This is a genomic window from Mycobacterium sp. OAE908 (assembly GCF_017872775.1).
Classification (GTDB): domain Bacteria; phylum Actinomycetota; class Actinomycetes; order Mycobacteriales; family Mycobacteriaceae; genus Mycobacterium.
In genome coordinates this window covers 209,404-230,172 of the sequence record NZ_JAGGJL010000003.1, presented here as the reverse complement: position 1 = coordinate 230,172, position 20,769 = coordinate 209,404, and the positions used below count along the sequence as shown (strand labels likewise).

General features: G+C 62.2%; 20 protein-coding genes. 3 read left to right on the top strand and 17 right to left on the bottom strand.

Translation table 11 applies throughout. The features are described 5' to 3' along the window. Positions 1-11: 11 nt before the first annotated feature. On the bottom strand, positions 12-1,235 hold the full coding sequence (locus tag J3E61_RS33455) for a hypothetical protein (protein ID WP_210086924.1): 1,224 nt from the start codon (positions 1,233-1,235) through the stop codon (positions 12-14). Between J3E61_RS33455 and J3E61_RS33450 the strand changes: the two genes are divergently transcribed. Together J3E61_RS33450 and J3E61_RS33445 are read left to right on the top strand one after the other, a co-directional pair. Continuing rightward, positions 1,210-1,776: a hypothetical protein gene (locus J3E61_RS33450; RefSeq protein WP_210086923.1), complete on the top strand. Its 567-nt coding sequence runs from the start codon at positions 1,210-1,212 to the stop codon at positions 1,774-1,776. The genes J3E61_RS33455 and J3E61_RS33450 overlap by 26 nt on opposite strands. A 212-nt stretch (positions 1,777-1,988) precedes the next feature. Then, on the top strand, positions 1,989-2,309 hold the full coding sequence (locus J3E61_RS33445) for a hypothetical protein (protein WP_210086922.1): 321 nt from the start codon (positions 1,989-1,991) through the stop codon (positions 2,307-2,309). Positions 2,310-2,611: 302 nt separating this feature from the next. Here J3E61_RS33445 and J3E61_RS33440 read toward each other — a convergent pair whose 3' ends face one another. From J3E61_RS33440 to J3E61_RS33365, 16 genes are all read right to left on the bottom strand, one after another. Further along, positions 2,612-3,466 carry an SDR family oxidoreductase gene (locus J3E61_RS33440; protein WP_210086921.1) on the bottom strand — a complete coding sequence of 285 codons (855 nt, stop codon included), beginning with the start codon at positions 3,464-3,466 and terminating at the stop codon, positions 2,612-2,614. Between the two features lie 169 nt (positions 3,467-3,635). Further along, on the bottom strand, positions 3,636-4,796 hold the full coding sequence (locus J3E61_RS33435) for an acyl-CoA dehydrogenase family protein (protein WP_192726000.1): 1,161 nt from the start codon (positions 4,794-4,796) through the stop codon (positions 3,636-3,638). Positions 4,797-4,911: 115 nt separating this feature from the next. Further along, positions 4,912-5,397, bottom strand: a complete 486-nt coding sequence (locus J3E61_RS33430; RefSeq protein WP_210086920.1) for a DUF732 domain-containing protein — start codon at positions 5,395-5,397, stop codon at positions 4,912-4,914. A gap of 2 nt (positions 5,398-5,399) precedes the next feature. Next, complete coding sequence (locus tag J3E61_RS33425; RefSeq protein WP_210087004.1) at positions 5,400-6,281, bottom strand: esterase family protein; 882 nt, start codon at positions 6,279-6,281, stop codon at positions 5,400-5,402. Positions 6,282-6,286: 5 nt separating this feature from the next. Then, on the bottom strand, positions 6,287-6,529 hold the full coding sequence (locus J3E61_RS33420) for a hypothetical protein (RefSeq protein ID WP_210086919.1): 243 nt from the start codon (positions 6,527-6,529) through the stop codon (positions 6,287-6,289). Between the two features lie 26 nt (positions 6,530-6,555). Continuing rightward, positions 6,556-6,999, bottom strand: a complete 444-nt coding sequence (locus tag J3E61_RS33415; protein ID WP_210087003.1) for a CAP domain-containing protein — start codon at positions 6,997-6,999, stop codon at positions 6,556-6,558. Positions 7,000-7,052: 53 nt separating this feature from the next. Then, on the bottom strand, positions 7,053-7,520 hold the full coding sequence (locus tag J3E61_RS33410) for a hypothetical protein (protein ID WP_210087002.1): 468 nt from the start codon (positions 7,518-7,520) through the stop codon (positions 7,053-7,055). A 140-nt stretch (positions 7,521-7,660) separates the two neighbouring features. Beyond that, the gene (locus J3E61_RS33405) at positions 7,661-8,245 is read right to left on the bottom strand and encodes a mammalian cell entry protein (protein ID WP_210087001.1); all 585 of its coding nucleotides are present in this window, start codon (positions 8,243-8,245) and stop codon (positions 7,661-7,663) included. A gap of 108 nt (positions 8,246-8,353) precedes the next feature. After that, positions 8,354-9,814: an MCE family protein gene (locus tag J3E61_RS33400; RefSeq protein WP_192726003.1), complete on the bottom strand. Its 1,461-nt coding sequence runs from the start codon at positions 9,812-9,814 to the stop codon at positions 8,354-8,356. Positions 9,815-9,816: 2 nt separating this feature from the next. Next, complete coding sequence (locus J3E61_RS33395) at positions 9,817-10,869, bottom strand: MCE family protein (RefSeq protein ID WP_210087000.1); 1,053 nt, start codon at positions 10,867-10,869, stop codon at positions 9,817-9,819. Positions 10,870-10,955: 86 nt separating this feature from the next. Further along, the gene (locus J3E61_RS33390; RefSeq protein WP_210086918.1) at positions 10,956-12,311 is read right to left on the bottom strand and encodes an MCE family protein; all 1,356 of its coding nucleotides are present in this window, start codon (positions 12,309-12,311) and stop codon (positions 10,956-10,958) included. Further along, the gene (locus tag J3E61_RS33385; protein ID WP_210086917.1) at positions 12,308-13,660 is read right to left on the bottom strand and encodes an MCE family protein; all 1,353 of its coding nucleotides are present in this window, start codon (positions 13,658-13,660) and stop codon (positions 12,308-12,310) included. Before J3E61_RS33385 ends, J3E61_RS33390 begins: the two co-directional genes overlap by 4 nt. Beyond that, the gene (locus J3E61_RS33380; RefSeq protein ID WP_210086916.1) at positions 13,657-14,685 is read right to left on the bottom strand and encodes an MCE family protein; all 1,029 of its coding nucleotides are present in this window, start codon (positions 14,683-14,685) and stop codon (positions 13,657-13,659) included. The genes J3E61_RS33385 and J3E61_RS33380 overlap by 4 nt, the downstream gene beginning before the upstream one ends. A 54-nt stretch (positions 14,686-14,739) precedes the next feature. After that, positions 14,740-16,071 carry an MCE family protein gene (locus J3E61_RS33375; protein ID WP_210086999.1) on the bottom strand — a complete coding sequence of 444 codons (1,332 nt, stop codon included), beginning with the start codon at positions 16,069-16,071 and terminating at the stop codon, positions 14,740-14,742. 5 nt (positions 16,072-16,076) lie between these two features. Next, positions 16,077-16,934: an ABC transporter permease gene (locus tag J3E61_RS33370; protein ID WP_210086915.1), complete on the bottom strand. Its 858-nt coding sequence runs from the start codon at positions 16,932-16,934 to the stop codon at positions 16,077-16,079. Beyond that, positions 16,931-17,698: an ABC transporter permease gene (locus J3E61_RS33365; protein ID WP_210086998.1), complete on the bottom strand. Its 768-nt coding sequence runs from the start codon at positions 17,696-17,698 to the stop codon at positions 16,931-16,933. Before J3E61_RS33365 ends, J3E61_RS33370 begins: the two co-directional genes overlap by 4 nt. 732 nt (positions 17,699-18,430) lie before the next feature. Between J3E61_RS33365 and J3E61_RS33360 the strand changes: the two genes are divergently transcribed. Further along, the gene (locus J3E61_RS33360) at positions 18,431-20,704 is read left to right on the top strand and encodes a CoA transferase (RefSeq protein WP_210086914.1); all 2,274 of its coding nucleotides are present in this window, start codon (positions 18,431-18,433) and stop codon (positions 20,702-20,704) included. Positions 20,705-20,769: the final 65 nt, after the last annotated feature.

The following is a 20,769-nucleotide window of genomic DNA, read 5'->3' as shown; positions in this document are numbered from 1 at the left end:
GCTACCGATCGTCACAAGAACCGCCCGAACCCTTTACTGATGACATCGACGGCTACCCCTGCCGCCGACCCGACGAGCGTGCTGGCCGCCGGGCTGACAAACCTGCCGAACGGAAGCAGACCGATGAGATCTCCAGCGATGTCGCCGAATTCGTCGCTTACCTGGTCGCAGCCGGCCCCACCGACACAATTCCCCAGCGCTGCGCCCAACTGTGCAGTGTCGTAGACGAGCGTGACTGCACTCGCAATCTCTCCCAACACGGGTACGAGGCCGAGAACGTTGTTGAATGCCTCGATCCCCTTCTCAGTGTCAGAGTCTTCGGCGTTACCGGGGGCGGGGCCTTGACCGGTGCCGTCACCTGGAGTTCCGTTGCCCCCGTCGCCGCCTCCGGGATCCGTAGGCGGTTTGTAGTCGGGGTCGGATTCATTTGGTACGCCGTCGGCGTCGGTATCGTCCGCGGTCGTGATCGGTAAATCGCTGGTCGACGCGATGTATTCGAAAGGCCTGACGGGGTCGTAATTCTGCGTCGACGGGTTGTAGAAATATGGTTGGTCATGGACGAGATCCTCGTCAAAGGACAGCGGCTGGATGCTTGTAATTGCGTGGGTTTGCCTGTCAAATTCGATGCGATAGGTGTGAACGGTAGGCGGTAGATCGACTGTCAACCTGTCCGCGTACGTCGCGACGACCGGGTCCGGGGGGACCGCAACGGCAGGTGTCTGGCTGATCAACGTGCTGCGGACGAAATTCCCGGCCAGAAGGTCGATGTCGTCTCGGGCTACGGCGTCCTCGACTGTCATTCCGAAAATGTTCGGACCCGTAGGCGCGCCCGCCAGCGCCAAGGTCGGGACTGCCGTTCGTGCAAGGACACCTGCATTGGCGTCTTGCTGCTCAGGCGTCTGCCGGCGCGCCCACCCCATCAGCCCCCACAGCAGCGCATTGTCAAACGGAGCGCCCGGGCCAACAATCGACTCAAAGTACGAGGTGATAGCGCTGATCACGGTGTTGATGAACATCGCCGGAACACTCACCAACGCAGCGACGGGATCGGGCGAGGCCGGAGTCTCCGACAGAGTCGTGTTTTGCACGTCCGACGAATTGGTGTAAGACATCTGGCCGGAGGGCAGGTTTCGCGGCGAGATCGACGGAGCGGGATCAGGGGTGTTTGCGCTTGGGGTCTGCTCGATCTGGGCTTCTTTGGCAGCGGGGATGCGCACCGCACCAACAGGTTTCACGATCTCGACAGGGTCGTATACGTCGGTGACCTTCGGCGGTGCGACGGATGGCAACGAAGACGTAGGCGGCGGCGTCTTCAGTTCTGGCTCATCCAGGTCAGTGGCAGAGGGGATAGTCGTCGACGCGGCAGGCACCGGTGTGGACACTGTGGGGGATGGCGGGGCCAGGCCATCGGAGCTGACGCTGGCAGTGGGGATGTCGCTGCTGGTGATCGTCTGCGCGCTGATTGTCACCGACGGCGCTCCGCTGTCGCGCTGGATCGTAGCTGTGGACGTGTTGCCACCGCCGGGCACGGCGTCTCGGGCCGTGTCGTTGGGCTGGCTGTCGGACGTGGTGCTACTCGATGGTGTCGACGCCGCAGCCGAACTCCCCTGGGCCGGGCTGAAGGCGGGTTCGGTGACGTTAGCGGAGGTGTCGGTGGTGCCAGTGCTGGACGGAGAAGTGGAGTCACCTTCGGTAGCCACTGCCAGGCCCGGTGTGGTGGCCACCGCTAGCCCGATTCCTAGGGCTGCGGCCAGCGCACCGACCCGGCCGACGTAGCGGGCGCCCCCGGCGTGGCGCGAGGCGCGATGCCGAGCATTTCTTGCGTGTGAAATTGTCATCGAAAACCCCCCGTGTCGACCGCCGCTTAGATGCGGTTTTGACGCCGACGCTATATTTGCCACGGGTTGGGCGATACAGGGTTTTCCCTTGTTCTTGCTGAAGAAGGGCGGTGCAATGGCTCCAGACTGGCCAGCAAGATAGTTCCTGACATGGGGTCCTACCGCAGGCCCAACACCGTCACCGGCAGCCTTCATGTGTCCAGGTACAGTCAAGATCCCGTCACCTTGGCATACACCTATCAGCTCACGACGATCACGCCCAGCGGGACGAGCACCACCAACCTGAATGGCTACCCGGCTTTTCCAGTCATCGTCGACCCGGCTACCGGCACGGCTTACTTATCAATGTATGGCGACGCCGGCGGCACCGATGTCGTCGTGATCACCCCCGCTGGGTCGACCACCATTAGGTCTCCCCGGCTCTCCGGCTGGCGCGGTCGTCATCGATCCGGTGACTGGCGCCGTCTATGAAAACACCCGCGACGGGATATACGTCATCGACGTCGGGCCGCCGACTTCGGTATAGCACTTATCGTTTTTGGGTTGACGGGCGGCGGCGTCGAGAGGGATTGAACCATCGGTATTGTCATTGTGACGCTGGCGCGGTTGCGCTTATCCATGAGGATGTTCGTCTTGTCCAGGACGCAGTACGGATACCGCTGTCGCTTGAGTCTGACACTGTCAGCTATCGGTACATACCTACACCGATTGCACTGTGCCACAACGTGATTCCTATCAGCTTGTAACCCCCGGCCCTGCCGAGGGCCTGCTGCTCATCGCGCCGCTGCTTCCATCCAAAAATCGAGCTCTAGTTCGCTGTCATTCAGTCCGTTCTGATATGCCGCGAAGTCGGACAGTCCAGCAGAGCTGAGTACCTCGTCGTCGATGTGACAGCGACCGGTTCCGTCATGGAAGGTCGACGTCAAGATGAGGTGTGCAGCATCGCTCATGATGGTCGCGCTGCGACTTCTGGCCACCAGTTCCTTGCCGAGAATGTTGCGGACGGCGGCAGTGTCAATGGTGGTACGAGGCCAGAGCGAGTTGACTGCGATAGCGTCGCGACTCAACTCTGCTGCAAGACCGATCGTGACTAGCGTCATCGCGAATTTCGAGATTGTATACGCCGTTCCAATGCGCTCGAAATGCTTATTTTCCAATGTGATTGGCGGCGATAAGGTGAGAATATGTGCGTTCGAGGACTTGCGCAGGTGGGGAATGGCTACTTTCGAGAGTAGGAACGCTCCGCGCGCGTTGATGTCCTGCATGAGGTCGTACTTCTTCATGTCGATCTGCTCGGTGTGAGTGATGTCGAGCGCACTCGCGTTGTTGACGACGATGTCGATGCCGCCGAACTGCTCGACCGTGGCGGCCACGGCCGCTTCCACCGCTTGATCGTCGCGCACGTCTCCGACGATCGGAAGGGCGTTCCCGCCCTCTGCCTCGATGGCTTTTGCGGCGGAGTAGATCGTGCCGGGAAGTTTGGGGTGCGGGCTGGCGGTCTTCGCGATCAACGCTATGTTGGCGCCGTCTCTCGCGGCGCGAACTGCAATCGCCTCGCCGATTCCCCGGCTGCCACCGGAGATGATGAGGGTACGGCCGGCAAGGGATCGACGGTTCACTTCAGTCATGGGGCGGTTTCTCTTACTTTCTGTGCGTGGCATGGTCACGAGGGCATGCACCATGCGATCTATTTGTGACGATCTGTTCGTTCAGTTTTTTTGTGAGGGCTCTTCCTCTGTGAAGTGCTTTCGGATATGACGACTGCTGATCTGCACGACAATGAATCGGGCTCAGATGTCAGCGCATCAACGCGCGTGACATGACGATGCGCTGGATCTGGTTGGTGCCCTCGTAGATTTGGGTGATCTTGGCGTCGCGCATGAATCGCTCGACCGGGAAGTCCGCGGTGTAGCCGTAGCCGCCGAACAGCTGGACGGCGTTGGTGGTGACTTCCATGGCCATATCGGAGGCGAAGCACTTCGACGCCGACGAGATGAAGCCCAAGTTGGGCTCACCGCGTTCGGCGCGCGCCGCGGCGGAGTACACCATGAGCCGCGCGGCTTCGATCTTCATCGCCATGTCGGCGAGCATGAACTGGGTGTTCTGGAAGTCGCTGATCGACTTGCCGAACTGCTTGCGCTCCTTGGTGTAAGCGATCGACGCCTCGAGCGCGCCCTGCGCGATGCCGACGGCCTGTGCACCGATCGTGGGCCGGGTGTGATCCAGCGTCGCGAGCGCGGTCTTGAACCCGGTACCCGGGTCGCCGATGATGCGATCACCCGGAATCCGGCAGTCCTCGAAGTACAGATCGGTGGTCGGCGAACCCTTGATGCCGAGCTTGCGCTCTTTCGGTCCCACCGTGAAGCCGGGATCGTCCTTGTGCACCACGAACGCCGAGATACCGGTGGCTCCCTTGTCGGGATCGGTCACCGCCATGACCGTGTACCACTGCGAGTGACCGCCGTTGGAGATCCAGCACTTCGATCCGTTGAGCACCCAGTCCTCACCGTCGGCCTTCGCACGGGTCCGCATCGACGCCGCGTCACTGCCCGCCTCGCGCTCACTCAACGCGTACGACGCGGTGGCCTCCCCCGCACCGATGGACGGCAGCACCTGCTTCTTGAGCTCCTCGGAGCCGTTCATCAGCAGGCCCATCGTGCCGAGCTTGTTACAGATCGGGATCAGCGACGACGAGGCGCACACCCGTGCCACCTCTTCGATGACGATGCAGGCGGTGATCGAGTCGCCGCCCTGTCCTCCGTATTCCTCGGGGATGTGGATCGCCGAGAAACCCGACGAGTTCAGCGCCGCCAGCGCCTCATCGGTGTAGCGCGCCTTCTCATCGACGTCGGCTGAGTAGGGTGCGATCTCTTTGTGGCAGAGATCGCGCAGCACCGCGCGCAGTTCGTCGTGTTCCTCGGAGAGTTTGTAAAAATCGAACGACGGGTTACCGAACATGTGGTCTAAGCGTTCCTTAATTCAACGGGCCTCGGAGAGGCTCCGACTGGGTCAGCGCCGACGGGCAACAGATGATCGCCGACGAAATCTGCGGCGTATGAGGACTTTTCGGCGGTCATGGAGGGGGACGATAGCCTGCAGCCGTGTTTCGCAGCTGCCAGATCTGGGCGGGACACAGGATGCCAATCGCGTACGAGACGACGTAGTTGGCTGATTGCTCATCGCTGGGCGTGACGTCGCGCTTGGTGTCGGCCATCAGATCGGCGTACGGGACCCCTCGAGTCGCCTTGTCGCACAGTTCGAAACCGTAGGCGAGGGCGTCATTGTTGGGAAAGTCGAAGTGCCGCCGCACGATCACGTTGTAGGTGTACTCGACTTCCGGTGCAGGTACAGCATTCGCGGTGGCCGATTCCGGCACCATCGCCAGCGCCAATATCAGAACCGCTGCCGCACCGATGATTCCAAGGCGCGTTCCCGCCGACTGAACGTGCCAGATCTGCCAGCACCCGAAACAGTTCAACGGTGACCTCCGATCGCATCCAAGACTGCGGCACTTGGGTCTTTCGTGCGTGGCCGCCGCTCGGTCAGTGCCTGTATTCATAACTACCGAATCGAAGCGACAAGGTCATTCGCCATCGCCTTGAGTTGGGGTGCCCAGGTTGACCATCCGTGTTCGCCTATGGCCGGAAAGTCGAAGTGTCCGTTTGTGCCACCGACCGATCGGTAGTGCGCGTAGAACGTTCGATTACTTCCTTGCGCTTGGTCGGCGTAGCCGATCATCGCCGCAGGGTCAGAGGCCGTCGATGTTCCGGGACTGAAGATCCAGAGGCGTGTCTTGTTGTTGACAAGCAGGCCGGCGTGGAAGTTTGGGTCGTGCCACTTCCACCGCCCCAGTTGCGCGGCGCCCCACATCGCCTGCGTATCGACGCCGCCGTATCGTTGCATCCCTGCAGTGATTGCTCCATTGAGAGCGGTCTGCGATGGGCTCAGGAAGCCCGACATCGATCCCGCGTAGCGGAAGCGGTCGGGGTGAAATGCTGTGAGCGCGAGTGCTGCGTATCCGCCCTGCGCGGTTCCGACAACGGCGTTGCCGTCCGCCGCGAGTCCCTTATGCGCTGCAAGCCAGTCGGGCAGTTCGTGTGCGAGGAATGTTTCCCATTGCTTACTGCTGTCCTGCTCCCAGTCGGTGTACATGCTGTATGCGCCGCCAGCAGGTGCGACAACTGAGATGCCCCTGCCCGCAAGGGTGTTCATTGCGTCGCCCTGCGTTACCCAGTTGCTGACCTGGTCTCCAGCATTGAACGCATCCAGCAGGAACACCGCATGCGGTCCCCCGGTGAGGAAGTCGACCGGGATATCGCGACCCATCGCGGCCGACGGAACCATCAGTCGTTCCGCGGTGGAGGCTCTCGACTCACCGATTGCGAACGACAGAGATGCCATCGACACTACGACGAGCACCGCCCGCAGGAGCCCGATCCGCATTGTGCTCACGGTTCCTCCCCGTAGTGCTCTGGGTGACGTCGAGCCTCGTTACCTACATCCCGACCTCTGCCTTCGATGGAGATTGAGGCGTCCCATGAACAGATGATCTGTGCGAACCGTCGGTGGAACTCGTTCACGCGCATGCCAAATGCCGGGAAGATGTCCTCGTCGTAGCGCACGCCGTGTGGCGTCCAGAGCCGCATGTGCGTCATGACGTCGCGTTCGAACTGATCGAGTCGTGGGCGCATCTCATCTGCTGTCGCGCCCGGTCCGTTCACCGGGGGCGCCCGTACACTGCGACGACAACGGTGCGGTCGAGACTGTTCGCCGACCAGACCCCCACCTGGTGGTAGGAGCAGTCGCGCATGATCGTGAGATAGGCCGGGTTCGAATACCACTGGTTCAACAATTCGATTCCACTGATGGCCAGGGCGGGATTGATGGCGACCGTCTCGGCGACCGCACCGGCGTATCCCGCCGCGGCTGCGCGATCCTGCGCGGTGGAGCCGTCTGATCCCAGGTCGCCGTCGAGTGTCCGGTTGTTGAGTACGTCGTTGGTGTGCCACTCGGCAGCGAGACGCAGTGTCGGGTTGACTGTGACGTCATCGGCACAGTGTTGTTGCCGGTGAATCGTGTAGATGTTCGTTGCGACACTGTTGTTCAATCGGTTGTTATCGGCCGCAGCGGTGGGTATGGCAGCTTGACTGCCCGCCAGCATTAGCGACAGCAGCATTGCCGCACGGCCGCACCGTGAGTGGGTTCGTTGATGGGTCATCGCGGCTCGAATCCCGAGATAAGCCAATGCCCGTCGACCTTTTCGAGGCTTATTTCGACGACCGAGGCGGTATCGGTGGGGCCGTCGTTGCCGACCGTCACCGTCTGGTTCACGAAGACCATGACCTTCGCCTTGTCGGCCGATGCCGACACCGACGAGCCGGCGGGCACGGTGGCGTTGGCGGAGATTCGCTTCTGTTTGGCTCCGGGTATCACGACGTCGTGGACGAGTGAGAGATAGGAGTCGCGAAAGGAGCCGGTGAGACGGTCACTTGCGGCGTTTAGCTTCGTTTCGGCAGTGTCGGGGGTGTAGGAAAGCAAGTCAATCGTGGCTTCGGTTGCTATCTGCACTGATTGCGCGCGAACTCGTTCAGTCTCTGCCGCGACGGCGTGCTGATATTTGAAGTATCCGGCTGCACCGGTCAGGGCCAGGCTCAATATCGATAGCGCTGCATAGCCGGCCAGTCGCGATAGACGGCGCCGCGGCTGATTAACCTCGTCGAGCGCTGCGGCGTTCGTGCTTTGCGGCCCGTCAGTCGACACTTCGCCGGGATCGACATCCGCCGCCGGGTCGACAACTCCGGTCGGGTCGGAGTCGTGGCCGGTCATGGAACGAACTCCACGTTCGAGACTTTCATCTCATCTCCTTGTTTCTTCACCGTGATCCGCATCCGCCACGAGCGGGGCGCCGCCTCAGGCGACCCTTGAAGCGTCGTCTTGACGTTCACTGCGACGAGAATCTGCGCTTGGTCACCGGATGTGGACTCGAGGCCGGCCTCAGAAATTGTTCCGACCGACTTGGATTTGGTTTGCTTGACGACTTCGATGAAGGGCTGCGATCGGCGCGCGAAGTCGTCGTAGAACGTTCCTGATGCTGACGCCAGGATGCGCTCGACGTCGGCATCGGCGTGCTGCCAGTCGATTGTGGTGAGGTTGAGCGCTCCTTGTCGGGCGACCTCGATGAATTGGGCCGTCTGTGCGGCCGCCCGCCGCGATTCGGTTGCCTGGTACCCCAGCCACCCGACCAGACAGGACAGCGCGATCACGATTGCCACGCCCGCCGCGATGAGCTGTTTACGTACGGTCCAGCTGCTCCGAAATGTCGGCCGGTCTTCAGAGGCGGAGGCGGTCGTGTTCCTCGCTTCATCGCTCGGCTCGACATCGGGGGCGTCATCGTCGGCTGCCGGGATGCTCTCGGCGGCGTCGCCGGCGCGCGGCTGATCTGCCGGAAGGTCATGTGGCCCGGTTGGCGCGGCCAGCGTGTTCCCTGGCGCGTTTCGAATGACGGCCATCAGTGGTCAGTGTCCTTTCGGCGGTACGAGGAGGTCTTGCCATGTGCCGGGTGATTTGGCTGTTCCGGCGAGATTTGCTTGCGTGTACTGGCGTCCGTCTGGGCCGGTGTAAGTGCCGGTGGCCGGGTCGTACTGAGCAACGGCTATCGGCGCCGGTGGCGGTTCCGCCGGCCCCGCCGGTATCGGTGGGATGCCGGGGAGCGTGGGCGGTACCGGCTGCCCCGATAACGTGGCGTTCGGATCGCCCTTCCAATTGAATCCGTCGTTCAGCGGGACGTACTGCTCGTCGCTCTCGCACATCTCGACGGTCGGTGCTCGCTTGCCCGGACGGGTCTCACATGGAAGGTTCCGCACGCCGCGCACATTGAACATCGAGTCCTGCGGGATTCGGCAGTAACGGTCGCCTGCGGGCCGCTCCGGGTAGTCAACCTCGCTCATCGACCGCATCTGTTGGGCCGGAAGGTATCCCGTCGTACACGGCGGCGGCAGATTCACATTGAGATTGAAGGACAGGTATGTACCGCGGTAGGCGGGCGGTGCGTCGCGGTTGGCCAAACCGGACCCTTGCAGCATTTCCATCGCCGGGGTGACGAGCACAAGTAGCTGCTCGAGGTTGTTTCGGTACACGACCGCGACGTTGGTGAGGCTGGTCAAGTTGGCCAGCACGATTGGCAGGCTGGGTTGGAGTCGATCGAGAAGCTGGCGGGCGGCATCGGCGGCCGCCGGCCCATTGTCGAGGAGGCCTCGGACGGCGTTGTCGTTACGTGCGAGAGATCCGGTGACCGTGGCTAGGTGGGAGGCCCAAGCCTGGATCGAGTCGGCCGTGTCGGTCTGTGTGTCGAGGAGCGGCTTCGATTGGTCGACCACCGTCGTCAAAGCGTCGAGATTCGTACGTGCATCTATCGCCAGATCCGAAGTCCCCTTGACGATTCGGGAGAGTTCGGGACCGAGCCCGCCGACCGCGGTGTACGCCTCGTCGATCGCGGTTTTGAGTTCGCCGTGTGGGATCGCTTGCAGGCCTGCGTTGGTGGTGTCGAGCAGTGAGTTGATGTCGGCAGGCACGGTAGTGCGATCGACGGGGATCACATCACCGTTCTTCAGCATCGGGCCTGCCCCGCTTTGAGGCACTAATTCGATGAACTGCTCACCGATCGCATTCGTGCTATGCACCTGAGCTTGCAGGTCGGCCGGAATTTTGACGTCGGAGTCCAAGGAGAGTACGGCGTCCACTCCGGTCGGACTGAGGCGAACTGTTGCGATTCTGCCCACCTCGGTTCCGCGGTATGTGACATTGCCGCTGGCGTACAGCCCCGCCGCGGCAGGCAGGTTTACCGTCACCTCGTATCGTCCGGCGCCGAACAGCAGTGCGGGAAGCCCGATGAACTTGAAAGCCATTACGCCGCCGGCGATGAGTGTGATCGCCGCGAAGAACGCGAGTTGGCGTTGGACCCGTTTGGTCAGATGCATGTCTAGGGTCCTTGATCGGTCCGGTAGGGCGCAAGCAGCGGGTTGCTCGACGTGTACGGGCTGGGGAGCTGTCCGATGGTTCGACCCCAGCGCAATTCGGCCTCGGTTAGTTTTCCTTCGAAGCGGGTGCCGGTGAGCAGGCTCATGTCGATACGACTCAACGTCAAGTCCGCGATGACAGTGATGTTGGCGTAGTCACCGCGGAAGTAGTTCGACAGTGTGTCCTTGACCAGCGGGAAGGTTGTCAAGACACTCAACGAGTGAGTCAAGGCCGGACCAGCATTGGCCAAAGACTGCAGTACCGGTCCTAGATCCCGCAGTTCCTGGACGAGATTCCCTTTTGTCTGGTCTACCGAATCCGCTGCCAGGGCACTGAATTTCCCGAGTTGGTCGACGGCCTCGATCAGATTGTCGCGTTGTTCGTTGACCACTTTCAGCGCGGCGGGGATGGTGTCGAGCGCCTTGTCGACGATCGGCTTTTGAGCTGCGAACTTGCCTGTCAGGCGGTTGAGGCTGTCGGTGGCTGCGATGATGTCGTCGGTCTGTTCGTTGACTCTGCTGGTGAACACGTCGAGCTGTGTCAGCAGGCTGCGCACATCGTTTTCGCGGCCCCCGAAGGCGGTGGTCAATGCCCGGGTGATGTCCTCGACGCGCCCGAGGCCACCACCGTTGAGCAGTAGCGACGCCGATGCCAGCGTTTGCTCGGTGGACGGGTAGGCACCGCCGGCGGACAGTGGAATCAACGAGCCGTTGTGTAGCCTGCCGTGTGGCGCCGCGTCCTTGGGCGGTGACAGTTCTATGTGCAGCGAGCCCAGCAAACTGGTCTGCCCGATCGAGATCGTCGAATTTTCGGGAAGCTCGACGTCGCCGTTGAGTTTGATCGTCAGCAGTGCGTGCCAGTCTTGACGCTCGATCTTCGTGACGGTACCGACGTTGACGTCGCCGACGCGGACGCGCGAGTTCTGTTGAATGTTGTTGACGTCGGGCATTTGAGCCTGGATGGTGAATGAACCTCTTTCGTCGCCTTGTGTGCCCGGTAACGGCAGCGAGTTCATCCCCCGCCACCCGCAGCCTGATGTCAGCACGAGGATCAGCCCGACCGTGGCCACGGTTCGGCGTGCTGTCCGCCAGCAACGTACGTTCACGATCCACCTCCGGGCGGCAGCATGAGTCCGGGCAACCCGGTGGCTGGGTCAGTGCTCTGGGTGGTCGGCGGGTCGCCCGGCGCGGGTTCGGCTTCTGCCGGTAGTACAGGTCCTGCGCCCATGGGTGTTTGCGACGAGCTGTCAGCGGGTGCCGCTGTCGGTGCAGGGGTCTGCGGCGGTATGAAGTCCGGGCGCAAACGATCCTCGCTGTAGGTGATTTCGTTGGGCCGTGCGCTGGCTCCGACGAAGGGGTTGAGTCCGAACGGGAGAAAGTTGTACTGCCGGTTCTTGATGATGGGCGCAAGGTATTGCACGCACAGCTTCGACGACTGTTCGGCGCCTTGGCGCGACGCCGCCTCAATGGCGCCGCATAGAAACGTGATTGGGTTGCTGAAGTTGTTCATGGCCAACGCCCCGCTGAGGGTGCCTTGGGCCGGTTGATAGACGTTGACGGCATTTGAGAGCACCGTGGGGCCGGCGTGCAGCAGCTGTTTGAGGTCGCCGAGCTTCTCGTTGAGTGCGGTCGATACTGACGCGAGTTTGTCGGTGGTGGTTCCGAGCGCGTCGCGATTCTCGTTTACGAATGCGCTGACATCGGCTACGACGTCGTTGAGGTCGTTGACGGCATTGCCGACCTCGTCTGGATCGTCGGCGAGCAGGCCGCTGACTGAGGCGAGATTCTGGTTCAGCTGTCGGATCAGATCAGTGCTGTCCTGCAGGGCGGTGACGAGGGTCGCGAGGTTCTTGACACTGGTGAAGGTGTCGGCGCTGTGGTCGCCGAGCGCCGAAACCGTTTGGGACAGTTTGATGATCGCGTCGTGGATGGCCGGACCTTGGCCGCGCAGGTTGTTGGCGGTTGTGCTGACGAACTCGCCGAGAGTACTCACGCCGCCGGGCTCTGTGGGTTTGAGCGTGTCCGAGAGGCGTTGCAGCTGGCCGCGGAAATCGTCCCATTCCATCGGGACAGCGGTTCGGTTCTCGTCGATGACCGCGTTGTCCTTCAGCGCGGGACCGCTGCGGTATGGGGGCGTCAGTTGGATGGCCCTGGCCGTCACCAGCGTGGGCGACAGGATCACCGCCTTGACGTCGGCTGGGACTTTGATGGAGTCGTCGATCCAGAACGAGATTTTGACGCGGTCGGGTTCGGGCTGAATCTTGTCTATGGTGCCGACGTTGACGCCCCTGATGCGTACATCGTCGCCCACGAAAACTCCGTTGCTGTTGGCGAAGTAGGCGACAATGTGGGTGCGGCCGATTTGGTGGACTGTGCCGATCAATACGTAGCTCGCCGCGGCCAGTATCACCACCAGGATCGCCGCGAGGCCGATACGGGCATATCGCTGTGGTCTCATCGATTTCCATCCGTGCTGTGGGGTACCGGCTCGCCGGGAGCAGGAACGAATACCGGGCTGGGCGTCGGCAGGGCTGTCTCAGGCGGCCCCGGGGGCAGCTCGGCAGGAGGTCCAGGCGGTGGACCGCCCGGCGCCGGTGCCGGTTGCGGCTCGCGGTAGGGGTAGCAGCCCGGTCCTGGCAGGGGAATGCCGGGTGGGCCGCATTGCTGGTCGGCCGGATTTCCGGTGATGGCATCGGGCAGCGTCATTCGCGGATCGCCAGCTTGACCGGTACGAGGGAAGGGCACCGGCAATGGCGGGGTGCCGGGTTGTCCTACCTGTGGGTCGGTGCGCTGGGAAGGCGACAAGGTGTTGGGGTCCAGACCGAGGTCGGAGAAGGCCGCGTCGATGAACGGCTGCAGAAACTGGCCGGGCAGCAGATTGGCGAGATAGGCCTTGAAGAAGGGGCCCGAGGACACCGCTTCGCCCAGCCCCATTACGTAATTGCGGAATCCGGTGATGGATTGCTTGAGTTGGTCGCGTCGGTTGTCGACGATCGTGAGGACCTCGTTCAATTTGTCGAGCGCCGGTTTCAACGTCGTGCGGTTGTCACCGATGAATCCGCGGATCTGTTGCGCGAGTGCGGAAATGTTTCCCGATATCTCATCGAGGGCTGCGCTCTGGCTGCGGAGTTGGGTTAGCAGAGCGTTGGTGTCGTGAATCAATCGGACGATGGTGTCGGTGCGGTCGGCCAGCACGGTGGTGGCTGTGCGGGCGTTCTCGAGTAGACCGCGGAGTTGGTCGTCGCGTTGATTGATCGTCTGGGAGAAGCGCGCTATCCCGTCCACGGCGAGTTTGAGCTGTGGGGGCGTATCGCGCAGGGTGTCGCTCAGCGTGGATAAGGAGGCTGACAGGCCCTTGGTGTCCAGGCCGCTGATCGTGGTGGTGAGATCACCGACGGCATCGGGCAGTTGGTACGGCGATACGGTGCGCGTGAGCGGAATGGGTTCGTGTAGTTGCCCTGCGCCGCGTGGGGTCACGTCGACGACCTTGTTGCCGAGCAGGCTGATGGTCTTGATGGCGGCCTCGCTGTTCTCCCCGAGGCGGATATCTCCCGATATTCTGAACGTGACCAGGACACCCTCGGGCCGTAGTTGGATGTCGGTGACTTGTCCGGATTTGAAGCCCGACACCTGCACCGGCGCCCCCGACGTGAGGCCGCCGAGCTCGGCGAAATACGCCGAATACGTTGTGCCGGAATTGATCAGCGGCAGCTTGTTGAAATTCAGGGCACCGGCACTGAGCAATCCGATCACTGCGATACCGACGACACCGATCATCACGAGTTTGCGGTCACTGAGCGGCTTCATCGTGGAGTGCACCTCCCCGAGTCCTGGCCGGCCACCTTGATGTACACCGGTTGTCCGCCCTTTCCGTTCACCTTCAAAAGGAGGTCGCAGAGGTAAAAACTGAAGAAGTCGCCGTAGAGGGCTTGACGATTGAGCATCCGGTAGGCGTCGGGAAGCGTGTTGAGCAAGTTGTCGAAGTAGTCTTTCTCGCCGAGTATCGCCGAGGAAGTGCGGTCGGCTTCGTTGATCGTGGTCTGCAGCGGCGGCCGGGCCTGGGTGAGCAGATCGGCGATGGAGCCGGCTGCTGCATTGGCGTAGGCCACGCCGTTGCTCAGGTCCTGTTTGCGGGCTTCCAGGCCGTGCACCAGGTCCGACAACGAATCGATTGCCGTGCCGAATTGGTCAGCGCGGTGACCGAATGACCCGAGCACGGTGTTGAGGTTGACGATCACCTGGCCGATGAGTTCGTCTCGGTCCGCCAGTGTGTTGGTAAGTGCGGCAGTCTGAGTGAGGACTGACCCGATGGTTGCGCCTTGGCCTTGGAAAGCCGCGACCAGTTGACTTGTCAAGGCATTGACCTGATCGGGTTGCAGCGCGCGGAACAGTGGCCGGAATCCGCCGATGAGCGCGTCGAGATCGAGTGCAGGAGCCGTTCTTTCGACCGGAATGGTGCCACCGACCGGAAGTTTCTTTACGCCTCCGGTGCCTTCTTCGATCGCCATGTAGCGACCACCGATGAGGTTGTCGTAACGGATGACCGCCCTGGTGCCCTCGGTGAGGACGACCGAGTCGTCGGTTCCGAACGTGACGGAGACTGAACCATCGCCTCGCACAACGATTTTCTTTACCTTGCCGACCTCGACGCCGGCGATGCGAACGAAGTCGCCATTACCCAGCCCGCTGACCGAGGTGAAGACCGCGTTGTAGAAACGTTCGTCTTGAAAGCGGAGCTGTGCAAATACTGCAACGAGCACGAAGGCTCCGAACAGACTCACCGCTAAAAAGGCCCCGATTCTCAGCAGCAGCCCGGATAGCTTGTGGTGCAACGTAGTACTCCTTCGGACTGATTAGGGCGAGCTCGAGCGCAGCGTGAGCGAAGGTCATGGAGTGGGAGGTGGCGCCGGCGGGACGCCGGGGTATAGCGGGCTGCCGTCCGGTCCGTACTGAGGTGCGCCGTAGGGCGGTGCACCGGGGTAGGGAACGGGTCCGGGCGCGGGCGGGCCTGGGTAGCGGATTCTCGGTGGTTCGGGGATGGCCTTCGTGACCGGGAAGTAGTTGGCGATGCCCGGGAAACCGATTCCTGGATTCGGTCGTAGGTCCAACCCGGTCCCGAAGCCCGTGTCAGTGACCAGCGCTCGCACGGGCCAGTTGTCGGCCACGTCAGGTAGTGAGCCGCAACTCGGCTTGCCGCCGGCACCGCCCTTGGCGTTGTTGACCGGCAGGTTGTCGGGGTACCGGTAGGGGTCATCACCCAACAGCAAGCCCGCGTCCATGATGAACGACTTACCGTTGCCACCCAAGGCGTATCCGTCGTCGACGACCTTCTTCGCGCCGACGAGGGTGCATGTGAGCGCCGGGTTGTATTTCATCAGCAGGCTCGTCGTGGACTGCAACGCATTGATCGTCGCCACAAGGTTGTCCTTCGTCGGCCCCAGAAGCCTCACGCCGCTACGGGAAAACCCGGCAACATTGAGCAACAACGAATCCAGTTGCGGCGCTTTGTCGGTGACCGTCTTGCCGGAGGTAGCCGCCGCGTCAAGGGTTTTCAGAATGTCATCAGCGGCCGCGCTGTAGACATCGCTCACCTCCTTGAGCGCTCGCCAGTCATCGCGGATCGTGTCGGAGCGCGAGTTGAGCGCCAGCAGCACCTCATTGGCGTCGGAGATCGCCTCCCCCAGCCGCTCTCCGCGCCCGTTTACTCCGTCGGCGATCGCCGACAGCACGGCGTTCAGCTTCGACACGTCGATTTGCTTGAGAAGTTCAACGAGGTTCTCAAACACCGTGTTCGCCTCGACGGTGACGTTCTCGGACCTCAGTACCGCCCCGTTGGCCAACGGTTGGGTGGAGGGATTCTTGGGATAGATGAGTTCGACGAACTTAGCGCCGAAGAGCGACGTGGCGCTGATCCGGGCCTCGACATTGGCTGGAATGTATTTGATTTGGTCAGGGTCGATCTCAAGTCGAAGACTGATCTGGTCAAGACCGCCGTTGACGGTGACGACGTGGCCGACCTGCACGCCGCGCATCTTGACCTTCGAATACGGCTCCATCACCAATCCGCTGCGTTTGGACGTCAGGGTCACCGGCACACCGCGGGTAAAGCTTCCGTTGAACGCACCAATGGCAACCGCCATGACACCGATCAACGCCACAACCACCAACAGCGCTAACCAGCCCGACGAGATTCTCGGCTTCGAATTGGATGCGGACATCTCGCTCATCCCGCGTAATTGAAGTTGCCGGTTTGACCGAAGATCGCCAGTGTCACGAACAGGATCACGATGGTCGCCGCCACGAGTGACGCGCGGGTGGCACGTCCCACCGCTTCGCCGACCCCGGCCGGTCCGCCGGATGCGTTGTATCCGTAGTAGGTGTGGACGAGCATGATGACCACGACCTCGACGGCGGTCACGATGAAGGAGCGGATCAGATCGGCGGGGATCAGGAACGTGTTGAAGTAGTGCTGATACACGCCTCCGGATTGGCCGTAGAACGCGGTGGTGATGACTTGTCCCGAGAGGTAGCCCATGATGAGAGCCACGCAGTACAAGGGAACTACGACGATCAAGCCGGCGGCGACGCGCGTGGAGACCAAATAGGCCACCGACCGGATGCCCATGACTTCCAGAGCGTCGATCTCCTCATTGATCCGCATTGCGCCCAACTGGGCGGTCGCGCCCGCCCCAATAGTGGCTGCGAAAGCGACCGCCGCTGTCACGGGCGCTACCAAGCGGGTGTTCACGAACGCAGAGACGAATCCGGCCAACGCCTCGGTCCCGACTTGAGATAGCTGGTTGTAACCCTGGCTAGCCAACGACCCACCGGTCGATATGGTCAGGAAGGCAACCACAGCGACCGTGCCACCAATGACGGCCAGAGATCCGGTACCCAGACTGATCGCCGCGACCTGGCGCAGCAACTCCCCTTTGTAGTGGATAGCTACGTCTCGGAGACCTCGTAGCGCAGTGCCGTAGAACCGGGTTTGATCACCGATCTGCCGCCACGCCGCCACGGTTGTCCGCGCTGCGCGCACCACGCGCGGAAACCGCTGGCCCGCAAGAACGTTCACGCTCATTTGGCGACCTCGAATCCGACCGCCGTGATCACGACGTTGATGATGAAGAGCACGATGAAGGAGAACACGACAGTTTCGTTCACTGCGTTACCGACGCCAGCTGGGCCACCGTCGACATTGATCCCCTGAAAACAAGCAACGAGCCCGGCGACCAGACCAAAGACGGTGGCCTTGACCATCGAGACGACCACGTCCGTCAGCCCCGTGATGAACGTCAATCCAGTCACGAAGGCGCCCGGGGTCACGTGTTGGAAAAAGACAGCGAAGAAGAATCCGCCGATGAGGCCGGCCACCGTGACGAGCGATGACAGCAGCAGAGCCACGACCGTCGCGGCCAGTACGCGGGGAACGACAAGCGCTTGGATCGGATCGATTCCCATGACTCGCAACGCATCCAGTTCCTCACGGATCGTGCGCGCTCCGAGATCGGCGCACATCGCCGTCGCTCCGGCGCCGGCCACCACAAGGACGGTGACTATGGGTCCGATCTGATTCACTGCGCCGAGCGCGGCACCCGTACCCGAGAAGTCAGCCGCACCGAACTCGATAAGTAGAACGTTGAAAGTGAAGACATTCAAGACAACGAATGGAATCGACACCATGAGCGCGGGGAACATGGACACCCGCGCTACGAACCAGATCTGCTGCAGCAGCTCGATCACGGCGAGCCGAGTCGTGAAAAGAGTGACCAAGGTTTCCAACGCGAACGCGATGAACTGCCCGACCGTACGGAGCGGCTTCAGTACGACGGCGTTCGACCACATCTGTTGGCCGCGCCCGGACTCCTCAATCCGTGAGATCACGAAACCGCACCAATTGCCGCTGTCGGCCATTGATACTGCGCCCCACCGGTGGCAGCAGGCGATGTCACGAGATTGAAAACCGGTGCGATCGCGCCGACACCAACTGTGCCAGCGGGAGATCTCAACTGGCTGCACACGCTACGTCGCATGGCGTTTCACCCCTCGTGGTCTCGGTATGTCCTGCGCAGTTTTCTGCGTCGTCAGTCACATTTGCGGCGGAGTTTTCGCGCGCGGAACCGTGGATCCGAATCGGATCAGCGCGTCCACAGCAAGTAGGACCGCCTGAGCCGGCGACGCCGCAATCAGGCCAGCGATGTAGCGATTTCGCTTCCCGACGGGTAGGCGTCCCACCTTGCCGGCAACGAACGCCAACGAGACCCTGTCTCTGTTCACCGCACGAGTGTCGCCGCCAAACGGCAGGCCCCCTAGTGCGGCGTTTCTGTCAGCGAAACGGGTGCGGTAGACGCCTTCATCGCGCCCTCCCATGCGTACCCGCAGGCATAGCGGCAACGATTTGACCGCCAGTCAACTTTGTCTTGACTCGCGGTCAAATTCTGTGTCATGGTCCTCAGAACAGGCCACCCCTGGCGTGGCGAACCTGCGGACAAGGAGGTCGCAGCGACGATGTCTTCTGCCACCCGACAACCACCGAATCGACCTGACCTAGGCCGCCCACTTGAGGGTCTGCGCGTAGTGGACTTCGGCCAATGGCTTGCCGCACCGCTGGTGGCGGCGTGGTTCGCCGACGCAGGCGCCGACGTCATCCGGGTCGACCCGCCCAGTGGGCCACGGTGGGTTCATCCCGCTAACGCGATGTTGCAACGCGGCAAGCGCAGCATTGTCTTAGACCTGAAATCAAGTGCGGATCGGACCACCGCACAGCAGCTCGTCGCGCGCGCTGACATCGTGCTTGAAAGCTTTCGCCCTGGCGTCATGGATCGACTCGGCCTGGGCCCGGAAGCGATGATCTCCGCGCACTCGAGATTGATCTACTGCTCCATGCCCGGCTTTTCTGCCGATGATCCCCGCGCGGGGCTTCCAGGCTGGGAAGGCGTGGTGGAGGCGGCGGCGGGTCTCTACCTGTTCCCGGGCTGCATCCCGATGAACTACGTCGGCGACCGAAGCGGCGAGCCGATTTTCGACGCCCTGCCGTTGGCGTCGTCCTACGGGGCATTCGTCGCCGCGCATTCCATCGTGGCGGCGCTGATCGTGCGAGAGCGGACCGGTCGTGGACAGCGCGTCGAGGTGCCGCTTTTCGACGCGACGTTCGAACTCATCGGGGCCAACGTGATGAAGACCGAGCGGCCCAGGCCTGCGCCGACAGCTCCGAAGGTCGGGCTCCAACATCCCCAGTTGGGTCACTATCGCTGCGCAGACGGCAAATGGCTTGAGCTGTGCCTATTCCAGGACAAGCATCTTCGCTGGTTCGCTGACGCGTTCTTGCCGCAGGAGTACATCGATGACGGCATGGGTGACGCCGATCGCATGCTCACCGATCCCGACCTGCAGGTCCGAGCGAGGGAACGCTATGCCCGCCTTTTGGCCAGCCGCCCCGCGCGGGAGTGGGAGATCGCAATCAATGAGGAGAGCGGCGCCTCGGCCGCGCTGTGTCAGTCTGTCGAGGAGTGGCTGACCATCGACACCCACGCCCGTGATTCGGGCGCGGTGATCGATTTAGACGATTACGAGTATGGGCCCACCGCGCAGGCGGGATTCCCGATCAGGATGTCGAGGACGCCGTGGCAGGTCTCGTTCCCCCGAAGGCCCCTAGATGCCGACCGGGAGGCGATCCTCGCCGAACTCACGACCCCACAGGACGAATCCTCACCGCTGCCATCCGTCGCCGTCGACGATCCGAAGCAGGCGCTCGCCGGCTTCCACGTGTTGGACGTTGCCCAAGTGCTCGCCGGTCCGACGGTCGCACGCATCCTTGCCGAGTACGGCGCTGAAGTCGTCAAGGTCCACAGCCTCGTGGATCGCCAGCTGGCGATGCACCTGTATACCAACAGCGGCAAGAGGTCAATCATGTTGGATCTCAAGACCTCCGAGGGGATGGAGGTCTTCCGTAAGCTGAGCAACGACGTCGATGTCATCGTGCAAAACTTCACGCGCGGAGTCGCCGATCGCATGGGTATCGGCGAGGCGGCAGTACGCGAATACAACCCCGGTGTCGTGTACGTTTCGATCAGCGCTTTCGGACACGAGGGCTATCGCGGAGGTTGGCGGGGGCGCGAACAGCTGGGGCAGGGTCCGACGGGAATCCAGCTCCGAGTGGGCGGCGACGGTGAACCCGTCATGTCGCCCTACCCCCTCAACGACTATGGGTCAGCCAATCTGGCCGCGTTCGGTGCGCTCCTGGCGCTGTATCACCGGATGCGCGGCGGTGAGGCGCAGCATGTCCAGTCCTCTTTGACCCACAGCGCAACGTTTCTGCAGATTCCGTTCATGGTCGCCTTCCCCGGCCGGGTGTGGGATGAGCCCGCGGGGCCGCAGGCGAAGGGATGGGGTCCTTGGGACCGGCTCTACGCCGGCTCCGATGATTGGTTCTACCTATGTGCGCCAAACGGTTTGGACGCCGTCCCGGACCTTGCAGGACTCGACGAAGACCAGCTCGCCAAGCTGTTCAGATCGGCTCCCGCTAGACAGTGGGTCGATCGGCTCGTCGCTGCGGGAGTGGGGGCGCATGTTCTGGTCGACCAGTCCGACCTGATGGATGATCCGGTGGCACTGGCTCGAGGCTTGGTCATCGACCGCGAACACCCCGGTGAGGGCCGGATCCGAATGGCGGGCCCATCCGCGCGCCTCAGCCGCACACCCGCGCGTGCGACTCGACCGGCCGGTCGGCCGGGATCAGAGACGACGTCTGTGCTCGAAAGCCTCGGCTTCGACAGCCAAGACCTCATCGCGCGCGACATCGCTCGTGACGGTCTGCCCGAAGGCACCGAATTCATCGGATTGTTCCGCTGACACGCCTGCACGGACACCAGGCACAATCCGCCCCTCAAACCCACCATCTCCACCCACCAACACCA

What these genes read in the sequence shown, in the direction of transcription:
- J3E61_RS33440 (WP_210086921.1), bottom strand. Translation starts at nt 3,466, where the DNA reads ATGACTGAAGTGAACCGTCGATCCCTTGCCGGCCGTACCCTCATCATC.
- J3E61_RS33450 (WP_210086923.1), top strand. Translation starts at nt 1,210, where the DNA reads ATGCGCACCGCACCAACAGGTTTCACGATCTCGACAGGGTCGTATACG.
- J3E61_RS33375 (WP_210086999.1), bottom strand. Translation starts at nt 16,071, where the DNA reads ATGTCCGCATCCAATTCGAAGCCGAGAATCTCGTCGGGCTGGTTAGCG.
- J3E61_RS33385 (WP_210086917.1), bottom strand. Translation starts at nt 13,660, where the DNA reads ATGAAGCCGCTCAGTGACCGCAAACTCGTGATGATCGGTGTCGTCGGT.
- J3E61_RS33425 (WP_210087004.1), bottom strand. Translation starts at nt 6,281, where the DNA reads ATGCGGATCGGGCTCCTGCGGGCGGTGCTCGTCGTAGTGTCGATGGCA.
- J3E61_RS33415 (WP_210087003.1), bottom strand. Translation starts at nt 6,999, where the DNA reads ATGCTGGCGGGCAGTCAAGCTGCCATACCCACCGCTGCGGCCGATAAC.
- J3E61_RS33445 (WP_210086922.1), top strand. Translation starts at nt 1,989, where the DNA reads ATGGGGTCCTACCGCAGGCCCAACACCGTCACCGGCAGCCTTCATGTG.
- J3E61_RS33400 (WP_192726003.1), bottom strand. Translation starts at nt 9,814, where the DNA reads ATGCATCTGACCAAACGGGTCCAACGCCAACTCGCGTTCTTCGCGGCG.
- J3E61_RS33430 (WP_210086920.1), bottom strand. Translation starts at nt 5,397, where the DNA reads ATGAATACAGGCACTGACCGAGCGGCGGCCACGCACGAAAGACCCAAG.
- J3E61_RS33365 (WP_210086998.1), bottom strand. Translation starts at nt 17,698, where the DNA reads ATGTGGTCGAACGCCGTCGTACTGAAGCCGCTCCGTACGGTCGGGCAG.
- J3E61_RS33435 (WP_192726000.1), bottom strand. Translation starts at nt 4,796, where the DNA reads ATGTTCGGTAACCCGTCGTTCGATTTTTACAAACTCTCCGAGGAACAC.
- J3E61_RS33390 (WP_210086918.1), bottom strand. Translation starts at nt 12,311, where the DNA reads ATGAGACCACAGCGATATGCCCGTATCGGCCTCGCGGCGATCCTGGTG.
- J3E61_RS33420 (WP_210086919.1), bottom strand. Translation starts at nt 6,529, where the DNA reads ATGCGCCCACGACTCGATCAGTTCGAACGCGACGTCATGACGCACATG.
- J3E61_RS33370 (WP_210086915.1), bottom strand. Translation starts at nt 16,934, where the DNA reads ATGAGCGTGAACGTTCTTGCGGGCCAGCGGTTTCCGCGCGTGGTGCGC.
- J3E61_RS33395 (WP_210087000.1), bottom strand. Translation starts at nt 10,869, where the DNA reads ATGAACTCGCTGCCGTTACCGGGCACACAAGGCGACGAAAGAGGTTCA.